Below are 19,968 nucleotides of genomic sequence, written 5' to 3' on the forward strand. Positions count from 1 at the left end.
CGTACCGCGCGATGTATTTGCTGCCTGCATGGTTTTTCGACATAAGGATCACATCATGAGACAGCCGCGCCCGGTGGCCGCCAACGCGGTGCCGGGCGCTGGCGTTTACGGAGAAAACCCGCCATGCCCCAGCACCCTGCCACGGCTGCGCGGCGGGGTGGCTATAGCCGGAAACTGGCCGAGGAAATCTGCATCCGTCTGGCGGACGGTCACAGCCTGCGCGCCATATGCGCGGATGCGGGCATGCCGCACCGGGCTACCGTGTTCCGCTGGCTGCGTGACAATGCCAGCTTCCGCGCCCTGTACGCCGCCGCGCGCGAAGCCGCCGCCGATACACTGGCCGAGGAAATCATAGCCATAGCCGACCACGCCACCGGCCGCGATGACGTGCCCGCCATCAAGCTGCGCATGGAAGCGCGCATGTGGGTCGCAACCCGCCTGCGTGCCCCCGCCGAACGCCGGGGGGAAGGCCAGCCCGCCATCACCGTCACGATCACGCCCGATGACGCAGCCCTTTAGCCTGACCGCTGACCAGCACGCCGCCAACCGGCTGATGGGCACGGATGTCACCCATATCCTGCTGCGGGGCGGGGCGCGGTCGGGCAAGACCTTCGTGCTGGTGCGCGCCATTGTCATCCGCGCGCTGAAGGCGGCGGGGACGCGGCACGGCATTTTCCGCCACCGGCTGAACGCGCTGCGGGCGACGGTGGTGGCCGATACGTTTCCCGCCGTCATGCGGCGGTGCTTTCCCACCGTGGAATGGGCGCTGTCACGCACGGACTGGACGGTGGAACTGCCCAACGGCTCCACCATCGTATTCGGCGGACTGGATGATGAGGACCGGACAGAAAAGATACTGGGGCTGGAGTTTGCGACCGTTTACCTGAACGAAGCCAGCCAGATCACCTATGGCGCACGCAACATGCTGCTTACCCGTCTTGCGCAGAAATCACCGCTGGCGCTGAAGGAATATATCGACGCCAACCCGCCCACCACCGCCCACTGGCTGTATCGGGTGTTTGAACAGGGGGTGGAGCCGGTATCGGGCGCGCCGCTGCCCGGTCGGGACCGTTATGCCACCATGCAGCTCAACCCCGATGGCAACCGTGCCAACCTTTCGGCAGGGTATCTGGCGCAGCTTGAGGCCCTGCCGGAACGCGAGCGCAGGCGCTTCATGCTGGGGGAATACCAGCAGGCGGTGGATGGTGCGCTGTGGCGGATGGAGGATTTCCGCCGCGACGCCCCCGTAACCCCCGCCACGCGCTCCGCCGTGGCCGCACGGATGCGGCGCATTGTGGTGGCGGTCGATCCATCGGGCTGTAGCGGGGCGGAAGATACCCGGTCAGATGAAATCGGCATTGTCGTCTGCGGCGTGGACGGGACGGGTATGGGCCATGTGCTGGCCGACCTGTCCCGCCGCGACAGTCCGGCGGGCTGGGCGCGCACGGCGTTGCAGGCGCAGGCCGACTGGGGTGCCGAACGGATCGTGGCGGAACATAATTTTGGCGGCGCGCTGGTGGAAGCAACCCTGCGTGGCCTTAACCCCAACGCCACCCTGCGCATGGTTACGGCCAGCCGGGGCAAGGCCGCGCGGGCCGAACCGGTTGCGGCGTTATATGAACAGGGGCGCGTCACCCACCACGGCGCCCTGTGTGTGCTGGAGGAGCAGTTATGCCAGTTTTCCGCCAGCGGCTATCACGGCGCCCGTTCGCCCGACCGGGCGGATGCGCTGGTCTGGGCATTGAGCGACCTGATGCTGTCCACACCGCCGCCCGCGCCCGCGCGGTGGGTGCCGACGCGGTTCAATATCGGACGTTAGCGCCCGGTTGCGGACAGGCGGGCCAGGTGGGCAAGGAAAGGCGTCATCCGTTCGATCTGCGCGGCGGGGGAGAAACGCTCCGCCTGACTGTGGCCACGCGCCACCATCTGCTGCCACTGCGCGGTGTCCGCCGTCATCCGGTCAAGGGCTGCGATCCCCTGCGTGATGTCGCCGGTGTCCAGGGGATCGACCAGCAGGGCGGCATCCCCCGCGATTTCGCCCGTGGCGCCGCCGCGCGATGTCAGGACGGGCACACCAAGGGCCATGGCCTCGATGATCGGCAGGCCGAAGCCTTCGGCAAGGGAGGGGAACAGCAGGGCGTGCGCGTCGCGCAGCGTGCGCAGCAGGGATTCCCGGCTGCACCACGGAATGCGGATGATCTGCTGCCGGGGCGTGCGGGGGGTGAAATCGGGCTGGTCATCCCCGTCCGGCCCCATGATGACCAGCGGGCGGGCCGTGCCGCTAAGGGCATGCGCGGCCACAAGGCGTTCGATGTTCTTGCGCGCTTCCACCCGCCCGATGAACAGGAAACACCCGGCGGGGGCGATGGCGGGGGTGGCCTCCATCGCGCGGCGTTCGGCATCGGTGATGCTGACGGGCTGGTAGAGGTTGAATATCCTGTCGGCGGGAACGTGAAACATATCCACGATCTGCTGGCGCACCGTTTCGGAAACGGTGACCACCACATCCGCAAGGGCGACCTGCCGGCGCAGCAGCTTTTCCATGAAGGTCCGGTCTATGCCGGTCAGTTCCGGGTGGGTCAGCGGGATCAGGTCATGGATCGTGACCACGTTGATCGCGTCATCCACCAGAAAGGGCAGGGGATATGTCGAATACATGATGGCGGGCGGCTGACCGCCACACAGCCGCAGCGGGCGGTTCCAGATGCGGAAATGCACATTGGCCAGCCGGAACAGGTCCGGCACGAACCAGCACCTCTCCCCCGTATCCGGGCGCTGCCGCCTGCGTACCCGCGTGGGAAAGGGCAGCAGCGCGTGCATGAAGCGCAGCACCTTGCGCGCGGGCGTGTTGGGCGGGGGGGCTGTGGCGTCTGGCGCGCGGTCCCACAGATAGGCCACATCGCAGCCCATCTGCGTAAAACACTGGCGCATGCCCGTGGTGTAGGTCGCAACCCCGGTCCCGCCGGGACGCCCCGTATTGCGGCTGTCGAGCCAGATCCGCAGGGGGGATGTTGAACCCGGATCACGCAACACCATCAGCTTTCCCCATATTCATTGACGACGCGCCACAAGGCGGGTCCACCTATCCCATGAATAGCCGCCCCTGTCATGCCCACCCGCCCGTCAGGCCGGGACGGGGTGGAAATGGCGGGTAACATCCACCCGCGCACCGGGGGCAAGGCGCAGCAGCGGGATGCGGACATGGGCGAAGGCGGCGTTGACCAGCCCGTCGCGGTACTGGCGTTCGGGTCGGGCATGGGTGGCGTCATCCAGTTCAATGCCCAGCACCACCGCGCCGGTGCCTTCGTCCACCACCACGAAATCAATGGATTTGGATGCGATCTTGAAAAACGCCTGCCGGTTCACGGTGCTGTCCGGGCCGCGTGGCACGATGAAATCCGCCATGCGCACCTGCGGGCAGACATGATAGCCGCGCGGCACCTGCATGCGCAGCGTATCCAGCACCCGGCGTTCCCATACCGACAGCAGGGGCCGGGGCTGGTACAGCCGCACCGCCCAGTCGTAATCGGTCATGGATACGGGAACGCTGAACCCTGCATCGCCCGCAAGGTCGGGCGGGACGGGACGCGGGCACCCGGATGCAGGCGGGGGCGGCAGGGATGGCCGCCTGCGCCGCACCACCGCCACAACCGCCGCGATGGCCACAAAAGCCACCCCCAGCCGGATCGGTGTCAGGAACAGGGGACTGATATCCATTAATTTTTTCCTCCCCACGGGGGCCGTGTCGCATGGCGGCCTGTCTATCGCGCTTCCGCCGTGACCGCACCCCCCAGATCACACATCACCCCGCACGCCCTGATACCGGAGAGAGAGCATGGACTGGCAGGAACTGAAAAAAACCTACCCGCGCGACCCGGACCTGCCGCCGCGCGCGCATGATCTTGCCGCACTGGGCCGGGTGCTGGCGGGCACGCAGTACGACGCCATCCCCAATCCCTTCGGCACCGAATATAACGGGGCGGGGGAATACATACCGCTGGCGCGGCGCAGGCCATCGGTGCGGACCAATATGTGCCGCGCGGTGGTGGATGATGCGGTGTCGCTGCTGTTCGGGGCGTCGCACTGGCCCGCAACCGTGGCGTCCGATCCGGCGCTGCCTGCCATCATGGCGCAGATGGCGGCGGAAACGGCGCTGCCCGCCCTGATGACACAGGCGGCGACGCGCGGCAGCGTGGGGTCGGTTGCCGTGCTGGTGGAAGCGGTGGACCGCCACCTGCGTTTTCAGGTGCATGATACGCTGTACCTGACCCCGCAATGGGATGCGGATGGCACGCTGGCCAGCGTTACCGAACGCTACAAGGTGACGGGCGCCATCCTACTGGCGCAGGGCTGGCCCATCGCGCCCGATGACATGGGCAGCGTGTTCTGGTGGCAGCGCCTATGGGACCGGGCGGACTGCCACGTTTACGTCCCGCAGCGCGTCGATGCCGGGCCGCCCGCGCGGGTGGACGCCACGCGTGGCACGCATCACGGTCTGGGCTTCGTGCCGTGGGTGTGGATGGCCAACCTTGCCGCCCCCGGCGTGATGGACGGGCCATGCACGTTCGCGCCCGCCATCGATACGGTGATCGAATGCGATTACCTGCTGTCCCAGGCGGGACGGGGGCTGAAATACAGTGCTGATCCCCGCCTTGTCATCCGTGCGGGGGCGGACCCGTATGCCGATGGCACGCCCGCATCCAGCGGCGGAGCGGCGGCGGCGCTGACCCTGCCGCTGGATGGGGACGCCAAGCTGCTGGAAATCAACGGCGACGCCGCCGGGGCCATGCGTGACCATTACCGCGAACTGCGCGCCAGCGTGATGGAACAGATACACGGCAACCGCGCACAGGCCGACAGCCTGTCCGCCCCCACGTCGGGCCGCGCGATGGAGATGCTGTACCAGCCCCTGCTGTGGCTGGCGGACCGGATGCGCCTGTCCTATGGCGAATACGGGCTGCTGGCGCTGTATCGCATGGCGTGCCGTTTTTCGCAGGTCATCGCGGGCGGCATACGCATCGGCGGGGTGGATTACGCGGGGCTGGACCCTGCGGGCCTTGCGTTGCAGTGGCCGCCCTATTTCCCCGGCACGGAAGCCGAGCTTGCGCAACTGGCGCAGGGGCTGGGGGCGGCGGTGCAGGGTGGTTTCGTCTCACGGCAGACGGCTTGCGCCATTTTCGCCGCCCGCGCCGGATGCCCCGCGCCCCATGCGGAATGGGCGCGCATCGTGACCGAAAGCCAGACCTGACCTTACCCTGAAAAAAACCGAGGTACGACATGACCCGATCCAGCGTTCCCCAGACCCCCGACATGGATACCCTGCGCCATGAACTGGCCGCCCTGCGCGCCGAACGGGATGAAGCCGTAAGCGCCCGCACCGCGCTGGAGGCCGACCTCGCCCGTAGCGCCGAACAGGCCAGCACGGCCCGCACCCGTGCCGATCGCGCCGTCATCCGCGCCGAAGCCCGCGCCCTTGCCGCCCGCATGGGGGCTGTGGAACCCGCCGATGTGGTGCGTCTGGTGGACCTGTCGGGCGTGACGCTGGGCGATGACGGGCTGCCGCAGGGGCTGGACACGATCATGCAGGCCGCGCGTGAAAGCCGCGCCTACCTGTTCACCACGCCGCAGCCCGTATCGGGTGCGGCCACCGGCACCACCGCCGCAGGCCCCGCGCCGCGTGCGGGCGATCCCGCCCCGTTCGATGCCCGCACGGCTGGCGCGCGCGATGTAAGGGCGGCAGCGGGTGCGGCGGGCCTGCGCTGGCCGGTGGCGAACTGAAAAACCGTGCCGGTCCCGCCTGCGGGACCGGCAGACCGGAACACGGATGCAGGGGGCGGGATCGTTACGCAGGTATTGCGTGCCTGCCGCCATCAAGGCTGATTGACAGGACCGGAAGGCATGCGCGGGGGCGGCCCACTGGAACCGTCCCGCGTCTTTCGGTGTTGCTGAAGCCCCGCATGCCCTGACAGGTCAGGATGGAGGGGACATCCGGATCATTACATATTCCGTGCCTGTATCGGCACTGATATCCATATCATTATTGCGTAATACCACCCTTTACCCGTTCCGCGCCCGATGCTGCGCGGAACGGGCAAGGGGTCGTGCGTATCGTGCCCCTTACCTTCCAATCACCCCGGCCCCTACATGACGCCTGCCGTCATGGCCACCCCTGCCGCCGCCCGTGCAGTCCTGCATGGCGGCTTTTTTGTTCTTTCAAGGAAATGAACTTCATGGCCATTGCCAATTTCCCCGCCGCCCTGCAGCCGGTCATCCAGCAGGGGTTCCTGTCGCGTGCGTTTCAGGATGCGCTGCAGTCGCGGCTGGGCTTCCGCTCCATCGCGGACCAGATGGAATTTCCCGCCCGCATCGGCCAGACCATTACCGATACCCGCGCGGGCCTGCTGCCGCCTGCGACCACGCCGCTCAACCCCACCGCCAATACCAGCTTCGACAACGGCATGACGCCCGCCGAATGGTCGGTGGAACAGTACACGCTGACCATAAACCAGTAAGGCAACACCATGGACCTGAACCAGGTGACGGAAGGTGTCGGCATCGCCAACCAGTTCCTGGCCAACGCATCGCGCCTTGGCATCAATGCGCGGCAGACGCTGGACCGGCTGGCGCGCAATGCGCTGTTCGGCGGGGCGCAGAACGGGGTGGGCGGCTATCTGGGCGGCAATACGCGCGTCACCGCCACGCTGGGTTCGGCGGGGACGGACGTTGCGGTGGACGACATCCGGGGTTTCCAGAACATCCTTTCCGCCGAGGGGCAGGTGGTGTCCGTTGGCGCATCCGCCGGCATGACCGTCACCATCGGGGCAGGGTCCTATACGCTGGTGGGCGTGACGGCTGACGCCACCAATACCTCCACCGCGCCGGAAGGGATTTCGGGCACGCTTACGCTGGGCACCAGCGTATCGGTATCCAATGGCACGGCAGGCAATGCGGTGGTGGCCGCCACCGCCCCGCTGGTGCTGCGGCCCAATGCGCGCGCCACCACGGCGGCCCTTGCAACGGGCGACCTGCTGACGGTGCAGTCGATCCTTGGCGCGCTGGCGGTGCTGCGTGACAACAACGTGCCCACGCCGGAAGGCGGCGTCTATCACTGCTATCTGGACAATGCGCAGTTGCTTGGCCTGTTCCGTGATGACGACTTCAAGCTGCTGTATCGCGGGCAGTACGGGTCCGACACGTACCAGACCGGCCAGATCTTCGACCTGCTGGGCGTGCGCTTCATCCCCACGACGGAGGCCCCGCAGCAGGCATCGCTGGGGGCGGGGGCGATCCACCGCGCCATCATCTGCGGTCAGGGCGCGCTGATCGAAGGCGATTACGCCAATATCGGCACGCATTACGCCCCGCTTCTGGATGGCGGCGAACTGACGGATGTGGAGGGCGTGTGCATGATCACCCGCCCGGCGCTGGACCGTCTGGCGCAGATCATCGCGCAGTCGTGGTCGTGGATCGGTGGCTTCGCGCTGCCCACGGACCTGACCGCCAATACCACGGTCATTCCCACCGCCACCAACAGCTACCTCAAGCGCGGGGTGGTGATCGAAAGCCTTGGCGCGGGGGCCTGAGGGGGCTGACGGGGCGCGGGCGGGTTGCCCGTGCCCCTTTCTCCCGCCCGGCACGCAACCGGCCGGTGGGGTGACCCTGCAATCCCGCATTCCCCCGCAAAACGGCGCTGACAGGAAACGGAGGCGACAGCATGACAGACACCCCCTGCGGCGCGGACACCACCACGCCGGTCTCATCCCCGCCCGCCACCTGCGCGCCGGTTGCGGTGCCGGTTGCCGGTGCCATGGCGGACACGCCACTGGTGGATACGGAACTGGCGCAGGCGCGGCGCTACATGGGTTATCCTGCCATGGGCGGACAGGATGGCGGCATGCAGTCATGGCGGTTTTTCCGCGTTTACGGGTTCAATGAATGGCGGCTGCGTAACCTCGCACCCGAAGAATGTGCGCAGGCGCGCGCGTTCCTGACCCAGTGCCAGATGCTGGAAAGCGCGATCATGGCCGCCACCGCCAATCTTGATACCGACCGCGCCGCCGTGTGGACCCGCAACCGTAGCGAAGTGCCTGACCGCTTCATGCTGTACACGCGCTGGCGGGTGCAGTTGTGCAATTTCATGGGCGTGCCGCCGGGGCCGGGCCTGCGCGGGACGGGGGAAATCATCATCTGATGGACCAGACAGCCCTGAACAGCCTTGCCGCGCGTGGCTTCGCGCGCGCGGCCTGCCATGTGGGCGCGCCCGCCACGCAGTTCCGCCCCACCGATGCGCTCGCCCCCTGCGCCAGTCCTTATGCACGGGTCATGGTGGCCTTCAGCGCCGAGCGGGATTTCACTTTCTCCGGCCCGGCATTGTGGGATGTGCCGTTCGTCTACGCGCTGATGGATACGCGCGACGTGCGGGCGGGCGACATTCTTGCCTGCGGCGCGGATACTGCCTTCATCGCCCGGTGCGTGCCCTTCCGGCCCCCCTTATGCGTGTTGTGCGGCACGACGATAACACTGACCGGCACCACGGCGCAGGGGACGGATCAGGCCGATCCGGGCGGCTACGCCACATCGGGTGATGTCGGGGCGCAGGTGACATTTGCCACGGGCTGGCCCGCCATGATCCGCGCGGGCGGGGGCGCTACGGTGCCCGGACCGGCACAGTCCGGCGCAATCCATGGTGGCGGGATGGAAATGTTCGTGCCCGCCATTCCGGGCATCATGGTGCAGCCCGCCATGTGGGTCACGGACGGGGACGGCACGCGCTACACCATCGGCGGCACGCATACAGGGCCGTGGGGCACGCGCTGCCAGATCCAGCAGCAGCAGGTTTAGGCCCCGTCAGTCGGCCCCGGTGAAACGGGGCGGGCGGGGAACCGGCTTTTCCAACCTCTTGGCAGAACCGGCCCGAAACCGTGCCCGTCCATGACGGATGCGGGGCAGGGCGGCTGCCTATCCACCACAGGGAGCAGGAGCGGACAGGCCATGGCCGATATCGCCACCATTTCCACCGCCATCGCAGGCGTGCTGGCCGCCGCCATCTGCCCCGATGGCACGACCGGCAGCGCCGTAACGGGGCGGCCCGTCATCATCCGCCGTGGCGGGCTGACGCAGGCCGACCTTGGCGGCATGGTGCGGACAGTGCAGCAGGGGTGCGACTTCATTGGCATTGCCGACGTGCCGGATTCATGGGCGCGGCTGGACGAACCGCTGGGCCGCCCGTGGCGGATGGATACGGCACGCGCGCCCACGGCCACCATCGGGGCGACGGGCGTGACCGCCGTGGTCACGCTCACACCGGGGGTAGCGCCCTGCGGCACGCTGGGGCTGCGGGTGACGGGCCTGCCCGGTTACGGCGGGGCCGCATGCGTGCTGCATGTCGCCACGGCGGATGATACGGCGGACAGCATCGCTGCGGCCCTTGCCGCACCGCTACCGGGCGCCGTGGCGACGGGCGGCGCCATCACCATACCGGGGGCGGCCAGCGTGCAGGCGCTGAATGAGGGGGTCGTGACCACGCGCTGCATCGCGCGCAGGCAGGAACAGATGTTCATCATCACCACATGGTCCGCCACACCCGCCGCGCGTGACGCGCTGGGGCAGGCGGCAAGTGACGCGCTGGCCCTGAATGACTGGCTGACGGATGCGGACGGCTCCACCTTCCGTATCGAGGCGCGCGCCGCCAGCAATGACGACACCGCCATGAACCGCGGCCTTTTCTCACGCCCCGCGCACTACCTGGTCACGTTCGATACGGATCTGACCCGTCCGGCCCCGGTCATGCTGGCGGGCGGCATCGGCCTGCCCGGCGGCGCGATCGAAGGCGATGTGCTGCTGGGGCCTGCCGCCCCGGCCTGATCCGCCCACCACACCAAACCGGTTTCCACGCGGCATGCCGCGCAACAGGGAAAGACAGACGCAATGACCATCTACCAGTCCGGGCAGCTCAATACCAACAGCCTGAATGTGCCCGACCTGTATGTACAGATCCTCCAGCCACAGACGCTGGCGCTCAACGGTGTCGCCACCGGGCGCATCGGCATCGTCGGCACCGCTGCATGGGGGGCCGTGGCGACGCCCGTCATCGTGGGCGGCATGGGCGACTGTCTCGGCGCCTTTGGCCCCAGGCAGGCGATGGCAACCGACATCGGCACGGCGGTCAACATCGCGCTGCTGCAGGGCGCATCCGATTTTCGCTGCGTGCGGGTAAGCGACGGGACGGACGCCGCCGCCACGGGCGAACTGGCGGGGGTTACACTGACCGCCATCCATACCGGCAGCGCGGGTAACGCCATTACCGCGACGCTGGTGCAGGATGCGATCATCACCACCGCCTATACCCTGAACATCAGCCATGCCGTGCTGGGCAGCCGCACCTATCGCGGCGCGACATGGACGGCGCTGGCCACGGCCCTTGCGGCCGATGGCGCTGCGCTGGTCCGCGCCACGGTTCCCGCCACAGTGCCGGTGCTGGCAGCGGGGTCCGTTACGCTTGCGGGCGGTGCGGATGGCGGTGTTCCGGCCACGGCGGCGTTCCTTGGCACCGACGGGGCCAGCCGCACCGGGATGTACGCCCTGCGCGGGCAGGGCTGCGCGCTGGGCCTGCTGCATGGGATCAGCGACAGCACGTCATGGACCACGCAGGCGGCCTTCGGGCTGGAGGAAGGCGGGTACATGATCGCCACCGGCCCCGCAGGCGACACGATCGCCAGTGCTGCGGCGCAGAAGGCGGCAGCCGGGGTGGACAGCTACGCCATCAAGCTGATGCTGGGTGACTGGCTGTGGTGGGATGACGACGCCAATGGCGACATGCTGGTGCCGCCGCAGGCCTTCGCTGCCGGTATCCTTGGCGGCCTGTCGCCCGAACAGTCCAGCCTGAACAAGCCGCTTTCGGGCGTGATCGGCAGCCAGAAGGCGGGACTGGTTTCCAGCGGTATGGCCGCGACCTATTCCACCGCCGAACTGTCCGCGCTGTTCGGCGCGGGGATCGACGTGATCTGCAATCCAGCGCCCGGCGGGGCCTACTGGGCGGTGCGCGGCGGGATCAATACATCGTCCGATGCCGACACGGCGGACGACACCTATACCCGCCTGACCAACTACATTGCCGAAACCATCAATGCGGGCATGGGCGCGTTCGTGGGTGAGGTCATCAGTCCCACGCTGTTTGGCGATATCCGCGCCGTGCTGCTGGGCACACTGTCCGGCATGGCGGGCAGCGGCATCCTTGCGGACAGCACGTCGTATGCCGTGGTGTGCGACAGCACCAACAACCCGCAGTCGCGCACGGCGCTGGGTTATGTCCGCGCGGACGTGCAGGTGCGCTACCAGGGCATCAACCGCTTCTTCATCGTCAACCTTCAGGGCGGGGCGAGCGTGACCGTCGCCACCGGCACGTCCGCCACCTGACGAAACGGGCTGCCGCCAACAGAAATACTTCACGGGCCGCCCGCCGGGTGGCCCATCTTCCTTACGGAGCGATGAATGTCCGCCAAGCCTTTCAATATCGGCCGCGACTGCCGCGTGGTGCTGGTCTATAACGGCAGCCGCATCGACCTGCCCACCGTTACCGGGTTTCAGGCCCAGCAGCGCACCAGCGCGATTTCGTCCAGCCCGCTCAACGACATGCCCATGTTCTATGACGTGCCGAACGGCTGGAATGGCCACTTTTCCTTCCAGCGCGACAGTTCCGGCGCGGATGACCTGTTCGCCGCAATCGAAAGCGGGTTCTGGGCCGCGGGCACGGTGCTGCTGGGCAGCATTTACCAGTACGTGACCGAATGCGACGGATCGCTGAGCACGTATGAATATGTCGGCGCGTCGATCCAGTTGTCCGATGCGGGGCACTACCAGTCCGAAATGCTGGTCATGCAGGCCATAAGCTTCAGCGCCCGCGCGCGCAACCGCGTTTCCTGATCCCGCCACGAACCGAAAGTCATGCCATGACAGACAGAACAGTAAAGACCAGCGATGGCCGCACCATCACCTACCGCGAACGCGGACCGGGAGACGTGCTGGCGTTGCTGGAACTGGGCCCGGCCACGCCATCGACGGCGTGGATGGAATACGCGCTGATGGTCACATCGGTCGAGGCGATCGACACCGTGCCCGTCATCCGCCCGCAGACGCGCGTGCAGCTTGAACAGCTTGCCAACCAGATCGGCCATACGGGGATCGAGGCCCTGTCCACCGCCCTGTTTGGCGCGGACGGACAGGCGGCGGCGCAGGCCGAGGGCACAGCGGCAAAAAACTGAGCCGGCACCCCGCCCTGATCGAGGTCGCGGCCCTGATCAGGAACGGGGTGCCGTGGGATGTCGCCATGGCCATGCCGCGCGTGCGGCGCATGGCGTTTCTTGTCGCGTTTGGGGAACTGGCAGGCGGGCGGTATGACTGGAACACCCAGCAATGGGAACAGCCCGATGGCTGATTTCCCTTACATGACGGCGGTGCATGCGGTGCGGGTATCGGCACGGACCGGGCGGGTTACGGGGCTTGCGCGCGTCATGGCGCGTGGGGGCGGTGTGCCTGGTCGCGTCATCGCGCGACTGCGGAGCGGAACGGGCCTGACCGGCATGCTGGCGCGCATCATCCAGCGCATCGCCGCAGGGGGCGCGGGACGGGTGGGGTTCATGCCGTTCATCCCGCGCCCCCATGGCGGGAAGGGGGATGATGGGGGCGTAATGACCGCCCTGCCACCCGCGCCGCCCATCGCAGCACTGGCCGCCAGCATTCCCCATACGCACCCGGTGGCCGGTGTGTCCCGCGTCGGGGCGCCTTTCCTTTTCCCCATGCAGGGAAATGCGCGCACCGCACTTCCCGCCGCCGTCACGTCTGCCGCGCCGTCATTGTGGCGTGGCGGAAACGCTGCGGGCCCCGTCGTGCAGGATGGCGTGCAGCCCGTCGCGGCAATGCGCCATGCCCGCCCGGTCTGGATGCCGATGGCGCGGGAAGAAGTGTCCGGTTACGGGAATACGCTGTCCCCTGCGCGCCGTTCCGTGGCGCAGGGGGCTGTGATGGCCGGGCCTGTGTCCCGCCTGACGTCTGCCGTCCTCATGCCTGCCCGTGTGGTGGGGACCAACCTGCCCCACGATGTCGGTATAACAGGGGGCGGAACGGATCGGGTGGCGGCCCCTGCGCTGCCTGTCGCCACGGCTATTGCGGCGGGGACCACGGATGGCGGTGGGGCGTGGCTGCGCGCATCCGGTCCTGCTGCGCATGTGGTCATGCCGCCCCGTATGGTGCGCCCGGCGGGGCATGGGGGGGATTATGCCCGTGCCGTCTGGCCTGTCTCTGCATGGATTCAGGCCGGGCGGGATGTGCATGGAACGGTGGCGTTGCCGCCCGCGCGTGAACCGCGCAGCGGGCCGGTGATGACGCCGGTTTGTCGGCCATGGCTTCCATCGGGCGGCACGCCCGTGGCAGGCGTGCCTTATGCCCCGAAGGGGTATCCGGTCCAGCAGGCCGTGTTCGTGCCCACGGGTGCGGGGACGGTCGGGTCGGTCGTGCCCCGGTCTGGCGTGCCCCAGCCGGTCCGCTCTGTCTGGCCCACGCAGGGCAGGCCGCCCTTCATCGCGCCCGCCGTCCCGGTTGCGCGTCGGGAAGGGGATGCTGCCCCCGTGGCGGCACGCAACATCCCGCCGCCCGCAATTCAGGTCACCATACCGGTAACGCTGGACCACCACGTACTGGGGCAGGCCGTCGCCCGTATCGACACCAGCCGCGCGCGGCATGAACACCGCGCCACCGGCACCGCGCCCGATGGCGTGCGCCATGCGCAGTTACCGGGCCGTTCCATCGGGCTGTAACCACCACCAGCACCCGTGGGCCGCATAAAGCGTCCTTCCCGCCTGCACGATCTGGCGTTAGACAGTAGCCATGATGGCATAGCCGCGTAAGGCGGTGCGGCGGGATCATGCAACCATAATACTGCACCGCATCCGTGCAGCGGAAACCATCATGTCCCTGACCCTTGAGAACACGGAAACCGCAATCGGTTCCATCGGGCGGCTGTGGGCGTCCGCCCCCGTCACCATTGGCGGCCTGACGCTGACCGGCATGGAAGTGCCACAGGTCATACGCGATGGCGGCACGCAGCAGGTCGCCATACACCGCCTGCCCGGTGGCAACCGGATTATCGACGCGGTGGGAAACGATCCCGACCGGCTGGAACTGCAGGGCACCTTTGTCGGACCCACCGCCATCGAACGCGCCATGGTGCTCAAGCAGATGCGCATTGCGGGGGTACCCGTTGCCTTCGCCGGGGCGGGGCTGTCGCTTATGGTGCGTATTGTCCAGTACGCCTTCGATTACGCGCATAAGGGCGTTGTGATCCCGTACCGGCTGGTGCTGGAACAGCCGCCGCAGGTTGCGGCTGCATCGGGCGGTGTGTCCGGCCTGTCCGCGCTGGTGGGCAGTGATGCGGCATCGGCGCTGTCGGGCCTGAGCGGGACGCTGGCTGATGTGGCCAGTGTTGCGGGTGATGTGACCGGGCAGCTCGCCACCGTCATGGGGCAGGTGACGCCCATTGCGGACATGACCGGCGCGGGTGGCGTGTTCGCGGGCGTGCAGGACCAGCTTGGCATGGTCGGTGGTCTGTCGGGGGCGGGGGTCAATCTGGCCTCGGTCCCCGGCAGCGTGACCGGCGTGCTGTCCGGGCTGGAGGCGGCGGGCAGCGGACTGACCACCGCCATAAGCCAGACCGGGGCGAATATCGACGCAATCAGCCCGGACAATGCAGCCAGCCTGTCCACCCTGACCGCGAATGCCGCGCTGCATGCCACCGCCGCCACATCCGGCGCGCTGGTCAACCGGGCCTACGCCAACACCATAACCGCAACGGGCGGCGCACGGAACGGACCGCCCGTCACCGCGTAGAGGCAGGATCATTTCCCATGGCGAATACACTCAAGGTCACGGCGGCGGACATATCGCTTTATCATGTGGCCGCACGCCAGCTTGGCGATGCGACGCAGTGGTGGCGGATCGCGCGGCTGAATGGTCTGGATGATCCGGATCTGGGTGGTTTTGCAACGCCGGTGGTGCTGACGCTGCCCCCCGTTGACGCCACGCAGGACAGTGGGGTGGCGGGAGTATCGTCATGAGCGAAAGCATGACCGTAACCGCCAGCCGTGGCCATCCGCCGTGGCGCATGCCGCGCGCGCGGCTGCTGGTCAACGGGGCGACGCGGCCTGAAACCGGGCTGGAACGCTTCAGCCTTGCCCGCACGCGCTACAGCCGCGCCGACACGCTGGACCTGACGCTGGCGCTGGACCGGACGCAGGTGCCGGGCACCGGGCTGTGGTTCGACCTGGCGGACCCGGCGGCGGGCAGCGTTCTGTCCGAAATCGACATCGAACTGCAGATGCGTGACGAAGCGCAGTCCGGCGCGCAGTGGACCACCATGTTCCGTGGCCTTGTCGATCATGTCGCATTCAGCCCGGCGGAAACATCCGTCCATGTCCAGTGCCGCGACTATCTGGCGCGACTGCTGGACATGCGGGTTGTCGACGGGTGGATGAACATGACCGGGGCCGGGGTGGTCCGCGCCATGATCGCCGCAGCCGGGCTGACGCCGCAGGTCAGCATGGATGACGCGATGGTGGGACAGTTCTGGCAGGTCGAGCACAAGCGCGTATCCGCCGCCAGCCACTGCCGTTTCCAGACCGCGTTCGACCTTGCCAGCCATCTGGCCGTCCTGTCCGGCTGCGACCTGTATGCTGATGGAACCACCATCATCTGCGCGCCCCGTCCGGCGGCGGACGCCACCAATACGCATCATCTGGACTATACCGATACGGGACCGGACAGCCCGGTTGCGATGGGGGCCAGCTTCCTGCGCTTCAGCCGGGATTACCAGATTGCGCGCGGCGTGATCGTACACGTCACGGCGTGGGACAGCAGGCAGCGTACGCGGGTGGATTATTACTGGTCCGCCGCCGGTGGATCGCCCGCAAACCCCGGCGGCACCGGCACGCTGCACAGCTTCACCGCCCCCGGCGCGCGGCTGGATGACGTAAAACGCATTGCATGGTGCAAATATAACCAGATCGTGGCCCATGCCCGCACCGTAAGCGGCACCATACCGGGCCGCATCGCATTGCAGCCGCGCCAGTTCATGCAGGTCAGCGGCACGGGCACGACATGGGATGGCACGCTGGACATTGATGCGGTCGAGAGCAGTTTTTCGTGGGATGGCGGCTTTTCGCAGCAGCTTGTCCTGCGCCTGCGCGATGTGACGAAGGATGAGAACAGTGATGACTGACCCGCGCATGATCGCCGCAGGCATGGCGCATGGGCTGGCGCAGCCCGGTTTCGGGCTGGTCAGCGCGGTGGACCCGGTCAACCACGCGGTCAAGGTCACGCTCCAGCCTTCGGGCGTGGAAAGCGGCTGGGTGCCCTATGGCGCGATGCAGGTGGGCAGCCTGCGCATCGCCTGCATGCCCGATACCGGTACGCATGTGCTTGTCACGCCCATCGAGGGCGACGCCGAACATGCGGTCATCGCCTGTCCGGTTTATGACGCGGTGATGATGCCGCCCCTTTCACCCGCCACGGGGCAGGTGGCCCAGCCGGGGGAAGTGCTGATCGTAAGCGGCTGCGCCCCGCCACCGGCGCAGGCTGGTGGCGTACCCGGTTCGCCGGGCCAGAACGCCCCGTGGTGGCACATGACGAAAACCGCAATCCATGCCGGGGCGGGGGATGCGACCGCAACCCTGAACGCCAGCGGGCTGACATGGGCGGTAGGCGGCGTGACGATGGCGCTGACGGCGGATGGCCTGGCCATGCGTGGCGGCAGCATCACGACCGACCGGGACATGACGGCGCAGGGTACGGTTACGGGACAGGCGGACGTGAAGGCCGCTGGCGTTTCAGGCCGCGAACATACCCACCCGGTCGGCAGCGCACCGGGTGTTACGGGCACGCCGCAATGATGCGGCGATCCGTAACATATCATACACCACCATGGCGGGGCAGGAATGAGTGCATTATCCCACATTGCGGGCGGTGATCTGGCGCTGTCCGCCACGGGCGGCCTGTCCGTCGTAACGGGGGCGGAGCAGACAAGGCAGGCGCTGCTGCGCAGGCTTTGCACCAATCCCGGCGCGTATATCTGGCAGCCCGGTTATGGCGCCGGACTGCCCGCGAAGGTTGGCGCGGTCATGGACGAAGCAGCCATCCGCGCGCTTGTGCTGGCCCAGACGCAGGCCGAAGCCGGGGTGGACCAGACACGGCCCGTAACGGTCACGCTGACCACACCGAAGGCCGGGGCCTGCCTGCTGGCCATATCCTACACCGATGCCACCACCGGCACGGTGCAGGAACTGACGCTGACAGGCTGAACGCAGCGCGGATGGCTGTTCCGGCCAGTTTACGCGACGCGCAGCGTGACCTTGTGCAGCTCCTTTTGCACGCTGGCGTCCGGGTGGCCGACATGGAAGGCTTCACCGGGCAGCAGGCGGATGTCGCTGATGCCGGACAGCGGCAGGACGCTCCATTCCCCCGTAGGGGGCACGCGTTTTTCGTGCGCGTCCTCGCCACGATAGATCAGGACCTGCGCCGTGCCGTCACGCTCGCCCAGCGCGTGGGGCGAACCGATGTAATTCCTGGCGCTGAAGGTAAAGCCGACCACGGTTTTTTTCTCGATGGCGTCACGAAGCGTCTTTTCAACGGACATGTCTTTTTCCCAATCTGCGCGACCCCGATGCGGGGCGCCGCGTGTTATAACGAGTCTGTCAGACTATATCCGTTCCGCCCGCACATAGAAGCGGGCATGGGAGTTTATTATTGCAATACTGACCTGCATTACGCCGTTTCTGGATGTTGATGGCAGGTTGTGTGGTTTTCTTTGTTTCGGAACAGTAAAAGTCATTCCAGACCATAATGAAGCGCATGACAGGATTGATCTGCGTCACGGCGGGCGGGGATCTCTGGCCGCAGCATCCGTCATGCAGGGCGGACATTACCCGGAACAGACCGCTCCGGTTATGTATTTGAGGAGAATGACCATGATTGCGCGACCGACATTTGTTGCGACACCAGTACGCACAGCCACGGCGCGGGTGGCGGACCCGTTTGCGGTGCTTCAGCGCCAGGTGGGCAGGCTGATTGATGATTACCGCGCGCCTGATACCTTCGGTTCGGGCCGTATCGGGGCCACGGATATTACCGAGGACGCGGCAGGCTACCACATCTATATCGAAGTGCCCGGCTGTTCGGACAGGGACATCACGCTTAACGCCAGCAATGGTGTGCTGAGCATTTCGGGCGAGAAGAAAAGCCCGCTGGCCGAAGGCGACCACAAGCAGCACGTATCCACCCGCAGCTTCGGCGCCTTTGCCGAACATTTCAGCCTGCCCGAAGGCGTGGATGAGGACCGGATCACCGCCCGCATCAAGGATGGCGTGCTGCATGTCACCCTGCCGCGCCGCGAACCGGCAAAGCCGAGCGAACGCAGGATCGAAATCCAGCCCGGCTGACCGGCCTGCACGTTTCATATTTCTTAAGGGGCTGAAATGGCCCCGATCCGGTTTTACAGCCGCATGCCCCGTGCATGCGGCTGTATGCGTCTGGGGACAGGGATGCCGCACCCTGTTTCCCCCTTTTCGCTCCCACCATGTCGTGCCTGTCCGCATGGCCGCCCGGCGGGGTGTGTTCCCGTGGCTTTTATGGGGCGTCCGTTCCCTGCGCTGGCCGTGGCCCGTCGGGGCCGTTTCATGCCGTAGCGCAATGCACGCATCAGCACTGGCGATGTCGCAGCCTGCGCCGGTATTGCGCGCCGTCAGCGCGGGTTTTCTGAAAAAACAGGATTAATCACCCTAACCAAGACGGAGGGCCGCGTGGCCATCACGTTCCAATCCTTCAAGACCACGCTGGGCAATATGGTGGCCAGCGCGCAGGGCGCGTGTCCCGCGCTGCTGGACCTGAATGTGGGGTCCGCCGGTCGCGCCATGCTGGAAGCGGTTGCGGGGCTGGGGCTGTGGTTCCAGTTCATCGCGCTGCAGATCCTATCCCGCACGCGGCTGGCGACATCCACCGGCGCGGACGTGGACAGCTTCGTGCAGGATTTCGGCCTGTCCCGCCTGCCGGGCACCACCGCCACGGGCATGGTCACCTTCACATCCTTTTCCCCCGCCAGCCAGTCGGCCACCATCGCGGCTGGCGATACGGTCAAGACGGCATCCAGCCTTGTTTATGACGTGGTTGAAGACAGCACGAACCCGGCATGGTCAGCGGCGCAGAACGCCTATATCCGCCCCGCCGGGACAGCATCCATCACGGTGCCCGTGCAGTGCGAAACCACCGGCGCGGCGGGCAACGTGGCGGCGGGTGCGGTCTGCCTGCTGGGCACGGCCATTTCCGGCATCGACACCGTCACCAACACCGCCGCCCTGACCAATGGTAGCGACGGGGAGACGGATGCAGCCCTGCGCACGCGGTTTGTCGCCTATATCAACAGCCGGTCCAAGGCCACGATGGCCGCGATCGAGAACGCGGTGACGGATGTATCCGCCGACCTGATCTATCAGGTGGTGGAGAACATCGACACATCCGGCGCGGCACTGCCGGGCAATGTGGTGGTATATGTCGATGACGGGTCGGGCGATGTGGCCGATGCGGTCATCGTGCAGGTCTACACATCGGTCGATGCGGTGCGGCCCGCTGCCGTATCCGTTCAGGTGGTACGCCCCGATGTGGTGCGCCCGGCGGTGGCCATGACGGTCAGCGTGAACGGCACCGGCGACCTTGCCACGGTGGACGCCACGATCAGCACCAACATTGCAACCTACCTCAACGGTCTGGCTATCGGCGATGCCGCCAGCTATTCGCGCCTGATCCAGATCGCCTACGCCGCCAGCACATCCGTTACAAACGTGACCGGCGTGACGCTGGCCGGTGGCGTTGTGGACCTGCCTGCGACAACCGGCACGGCCTATCGGGCCGGGGCGGTGGATTTTGGCTGAT

Annotated in this window: 22 protein-coding genes and 1 pseudogene; 20 read left to right on the top strand and 3 right to left on the bottom strand. The window is 67.0% G+C overall.

Translation table 11 applies throughout. The features are described from left to right. The first annotated feature begins 123 nt into the window (after positions 1–123). Both ACBR42_RS07205 and ACBR42_RS07210 read left to right on the top strand, forming a co-directional pair. Complete coding sequence (locus ACBR42_RS07205) at positions 124–519, top strand: terminase small subunit (RefSeq protein WP_102323782.1); 396 nt, start codon at positions 124–126, stop codon at positions 517–519. Then, positions 503–1,819, top strand: coding sequence for a phage terminase large subunit (locus tag ACBR42_RS07210; protein WP_371207605.1), 1,317 nt, complete (start codon positions 503–505; stop codon positions 1,817–1,819). The genes ACBR42_RS07205 and ACBR42_RS07210 overlap by 17 nt, the downstream gene beginning before the upstream one ends. Here the strand turns inward: ACBR42_RS07210 and ACBR42_RS07215 are convergent. Both ACBR42_RS07215 and ACBR42_RS07220 read right to left on the bottom strand, forming a co-directional pair. Further along, entirely contained in the window at positions 1,816–3,036 is a 1,221-nt protein-coding gene (locus ACBR42_RS07215; RefSeq protein WP_371207606.1) for a glycosyltransferase family 4 protein, read from the bottom strand. The genes ACBR42_RS07210 and ACBR42_RS07215 overlap by 4 nt on opposite strands. A gap of 87 nt (positions 3,037–3,123) precedes the next feature. Further along, positions 3,124–3,717 (bottom strand): DUF2726 domain-containing protein, encoded by a 594-nt coding sequence (locus ACBR42_RS07220; RefSeq protein WP_132303908.1) that lies wholly within the window; start codon positions 3,715–3,717, stop codon positions 3,124–3,126. 118 nt (positions 3,718–3,835) lie between these two features. Here ACBR42_RS07220 and ACBR42_RS07225 point away from each other — a divergent pair, with 118 nt between their 5' ends. The 16 genes and pseudogenes from ACBR42_RS07225 to ACBR42_RS07300 all read left to right on the top strand — a co-directional run bounded on the left by ACBR42_RS07225 (position 3,836) and on the right by ACBR42_RS07300 (position 17,345). Next, complete coding sequence (locus ACBR42_RS07225; RefSeq protein ID WP_371207607.1) at positions 3,836–5,248, top strand: portal protein; 1,413 nt, start codon at positions 3,836–3,838, stop codon at positions 5,246–5,248. A gap of 29 nt (positions 5,249–5,277) precedes the next feature. Next, the gene (locus ACBR42_RS07230; RefSeq protein ID WP_162900489.1) at positions 5,278–5,778 is read left to right on the top strand and encodes a hypothetical protein; all 501 of its coding nucleotides are present in this window, start codon (positions 5,278–5,280) and stop codon (positions 5,776–5,778) included. 452 nt (positions 5,779–6,230) lie between these two features. Further along, a pseudogene (locus ACBR42_RS07235) lies at positions 6,231–7,583 on the top strand (DUF4043 domain-containing protein). 131 nt (positions 7,584–7,714) lie between these two features. After that, complete coding sequence (locus ACBR42_RS07240; RefSeq protein WP_102323776.1) at positions 7,715–8,191, top strand: hypothetical protein; 477 nt, start codon at positions 7,715–7,717, stop codon at positions 8,189–8,191. Beyond that, positions 8,191–8,841, top strand: coding sequence for a hypothetical protein (locus tag ACBR42_RS07245; RefSeq protein WP_371207608.1), 651 nt, complete (start codon positions 8,191–8,193; stop codon positions 8,839–8,841). Before ACBR42_RS07240 ends, ACBR42_RS07245 begins: the two co-directional genes overlap by 1 nt. A gap of 150 nt (positions 8,842–8,991) precedes the next feature. Further along, a complete protein-coding gene (locus ACBR42_RS07250; RefSeq protein ID WP_371207609.1) occupies positions 8,992–9,864 on the top strand; it encodes a hypothetical protein in 873 nt (290 codons plus the stop codon). 63 nt (positions 9,865–9,927) lie between these two features. After that, entirely contained in the window at positions 9,928–11,415 is a 1,488-nt protein-coding gene (locus ACBR42_RS07255; RefSeq protein ID WP_371207610.1) for a phage tail protein, read from the top strand. A 75-nt stretch (positions 11,416–11,490) separates the two neighbouring features. Beyond that, a complete protein-coding gene (locus tag ACBR42_RS07260; RefSeq protein WP_371207611.1) occupies positions 11,491–11,922 on the top strand; it encodes a hypothetical protein in 432 nt (143 codons plus the stop codon). Between the two features lie 26 nt (positions 11,923–11,948). Then, positions 11,949–12,260 (top strand): hypothetical protein, encoded by a 312-nt coding sequence (locus ACBR42_RS07265; RefSeq protein WP_102323771.1) that lies wholly within the window; start codon positions 11,949–11,951, stop codon positions 12,258–12,260. A gap of 47 nt (positions 12,261–12,307) precedes the next feature. Beyond that, positions 12,308–12,433, top strand: coding sequence for a hypothetical protein (locus tag ACBR42_RS07270; RefSeq protein ID WP_258373527.1), 126 nt, complete (start codon positions 12,308–12,310; stop codon positions 12,431–12,433). Continuing rightward, positions 12,426–13,811, top strand: a complete 1,386-nt coding sequence (locus tag ACBR42_RS07275; protein WP_371207612.1) for a hypothetical protein — start codon at positions 12,426–12,428, stop codon at positions 13,809–13,811. Before ACBR42_RS07270 ends, ACBR42_RS07275 begins: the two co-directional genes overlap by 8 nt. Positions 13,812–13,962: 151 nt before the next feature. Beyond that, positions 13,963–14,880 (top strand): hypothetical protein, encoded by a 918-nt coding sequence (locus ACBR42_RS07280; protein ID WP_102324228.1) that lies wholly within the window; start codon positions 13,963–13,965, stop codon positions 14,878–14,880. A 17-nt stretch (positions 14,881–14,897) separates the two neighbouring features. Then, on the top strand, positions 14,898–15,107 hold the full coding sequence (locus ACBR42_RS07285) for a hypothetical protein (protein ID WP_102323769.1): 210 nt from the start codon (positions 14,898–14,900) through the stop codon (positions 15,105–15,107). Next, entirely contained in the window at positions 15,104–16,267 is a 1,164-nt protein-coding gene (locus tag ACBR42_RS07290) for a hypothetical protein (RefSeq protein WP_110547832.1), read from the top strand. Before ACBR42_RS07285 ends, ACBR42_RS07290 begins: the two co-directional genes overlap by 4 nt. Next, on the top strand, positions 16,260–16,937 hold the full coding sequence (locus ACBR42_RS07295) for a phage baseplate assembly protein V (protein WP_282759895.1): 678 nt from the start codon (positions 16,260–16,262) through the stop codon (positions 16,935–16,937). The genes ACBR42_RS07290 and ACBR42_RS07295 overlap by 8 nt, the downstream gene beginning before the upstream one ends. Positions 16,938–16,982: 45 nt before the next feature. After that, the gene (locus ACBR42_RS07300; RefSeq protein ID WP_102323766.1) at positions 16,983–17,345 is read left to right on the top strand and encodes a phage tail protein; all 363 of its coding nucleotides are present in this window, start codon (positions 16,983–16,985) and stop codon (positions 17,343–17,345) included. A gap of 29 nt (positions 17,346–17,374) precedes the next feature. Here the strand turns inward: ACBR42_RS07300 and ACBR42_RS07305 are convergent, their stop codons facing one another. After that, a complete protein-coding gene (locus ACBR42_RS07305; protein ID WP_102323765.1) occupies positions 17,375–17,680 on the bottom strand; it encodes a hypothetical protein in 306 nt (101 codons plus the stop codon). A gap of 331 nt (positions 17,681–18,011) precedes the next feature. Here ACBR42_RS07305 and ACBR42_RS07310 point away from each other — a divergent pair, with 331 nt between their 5' ends. Then, the gene (locus ACBR42_RS07310; RefSeq protein WP_243705267.1) at positions 18,012–18,482 is read left to right on the top strand and encodes an Hsp20/alpha crystallin family protein; all 471 of its coding nucleotides are present in this window, start codon (positions 18,012–18,014) and stop codon (positions 18,480–18,482) included. A gap of 360 nt (positions 18,483–18,842) precedes the next feature. Further along, entirely contained in the window at positions 18,843–19,967 is a 1,125-nt protein-coding gene (locus ACBR42_RS07315; RefSeq protein ID WP_132303928.1) for a baseplate J/gp47 family protein, read from the top strand. Position 19,968 lies beyond the last annotated feature (1 nt).

This window comes from Komagataeibacter sp. SM21 (genome assembly GCF_041402665.1).
Classification (GTDB): domain Bacteria; phylum Pseudomonadota; class Alphaproteobacteria; order Acetobacterales; family Acetobacteraceae; genus Komagataeibacter; species Komagataeibacter saccharivorans.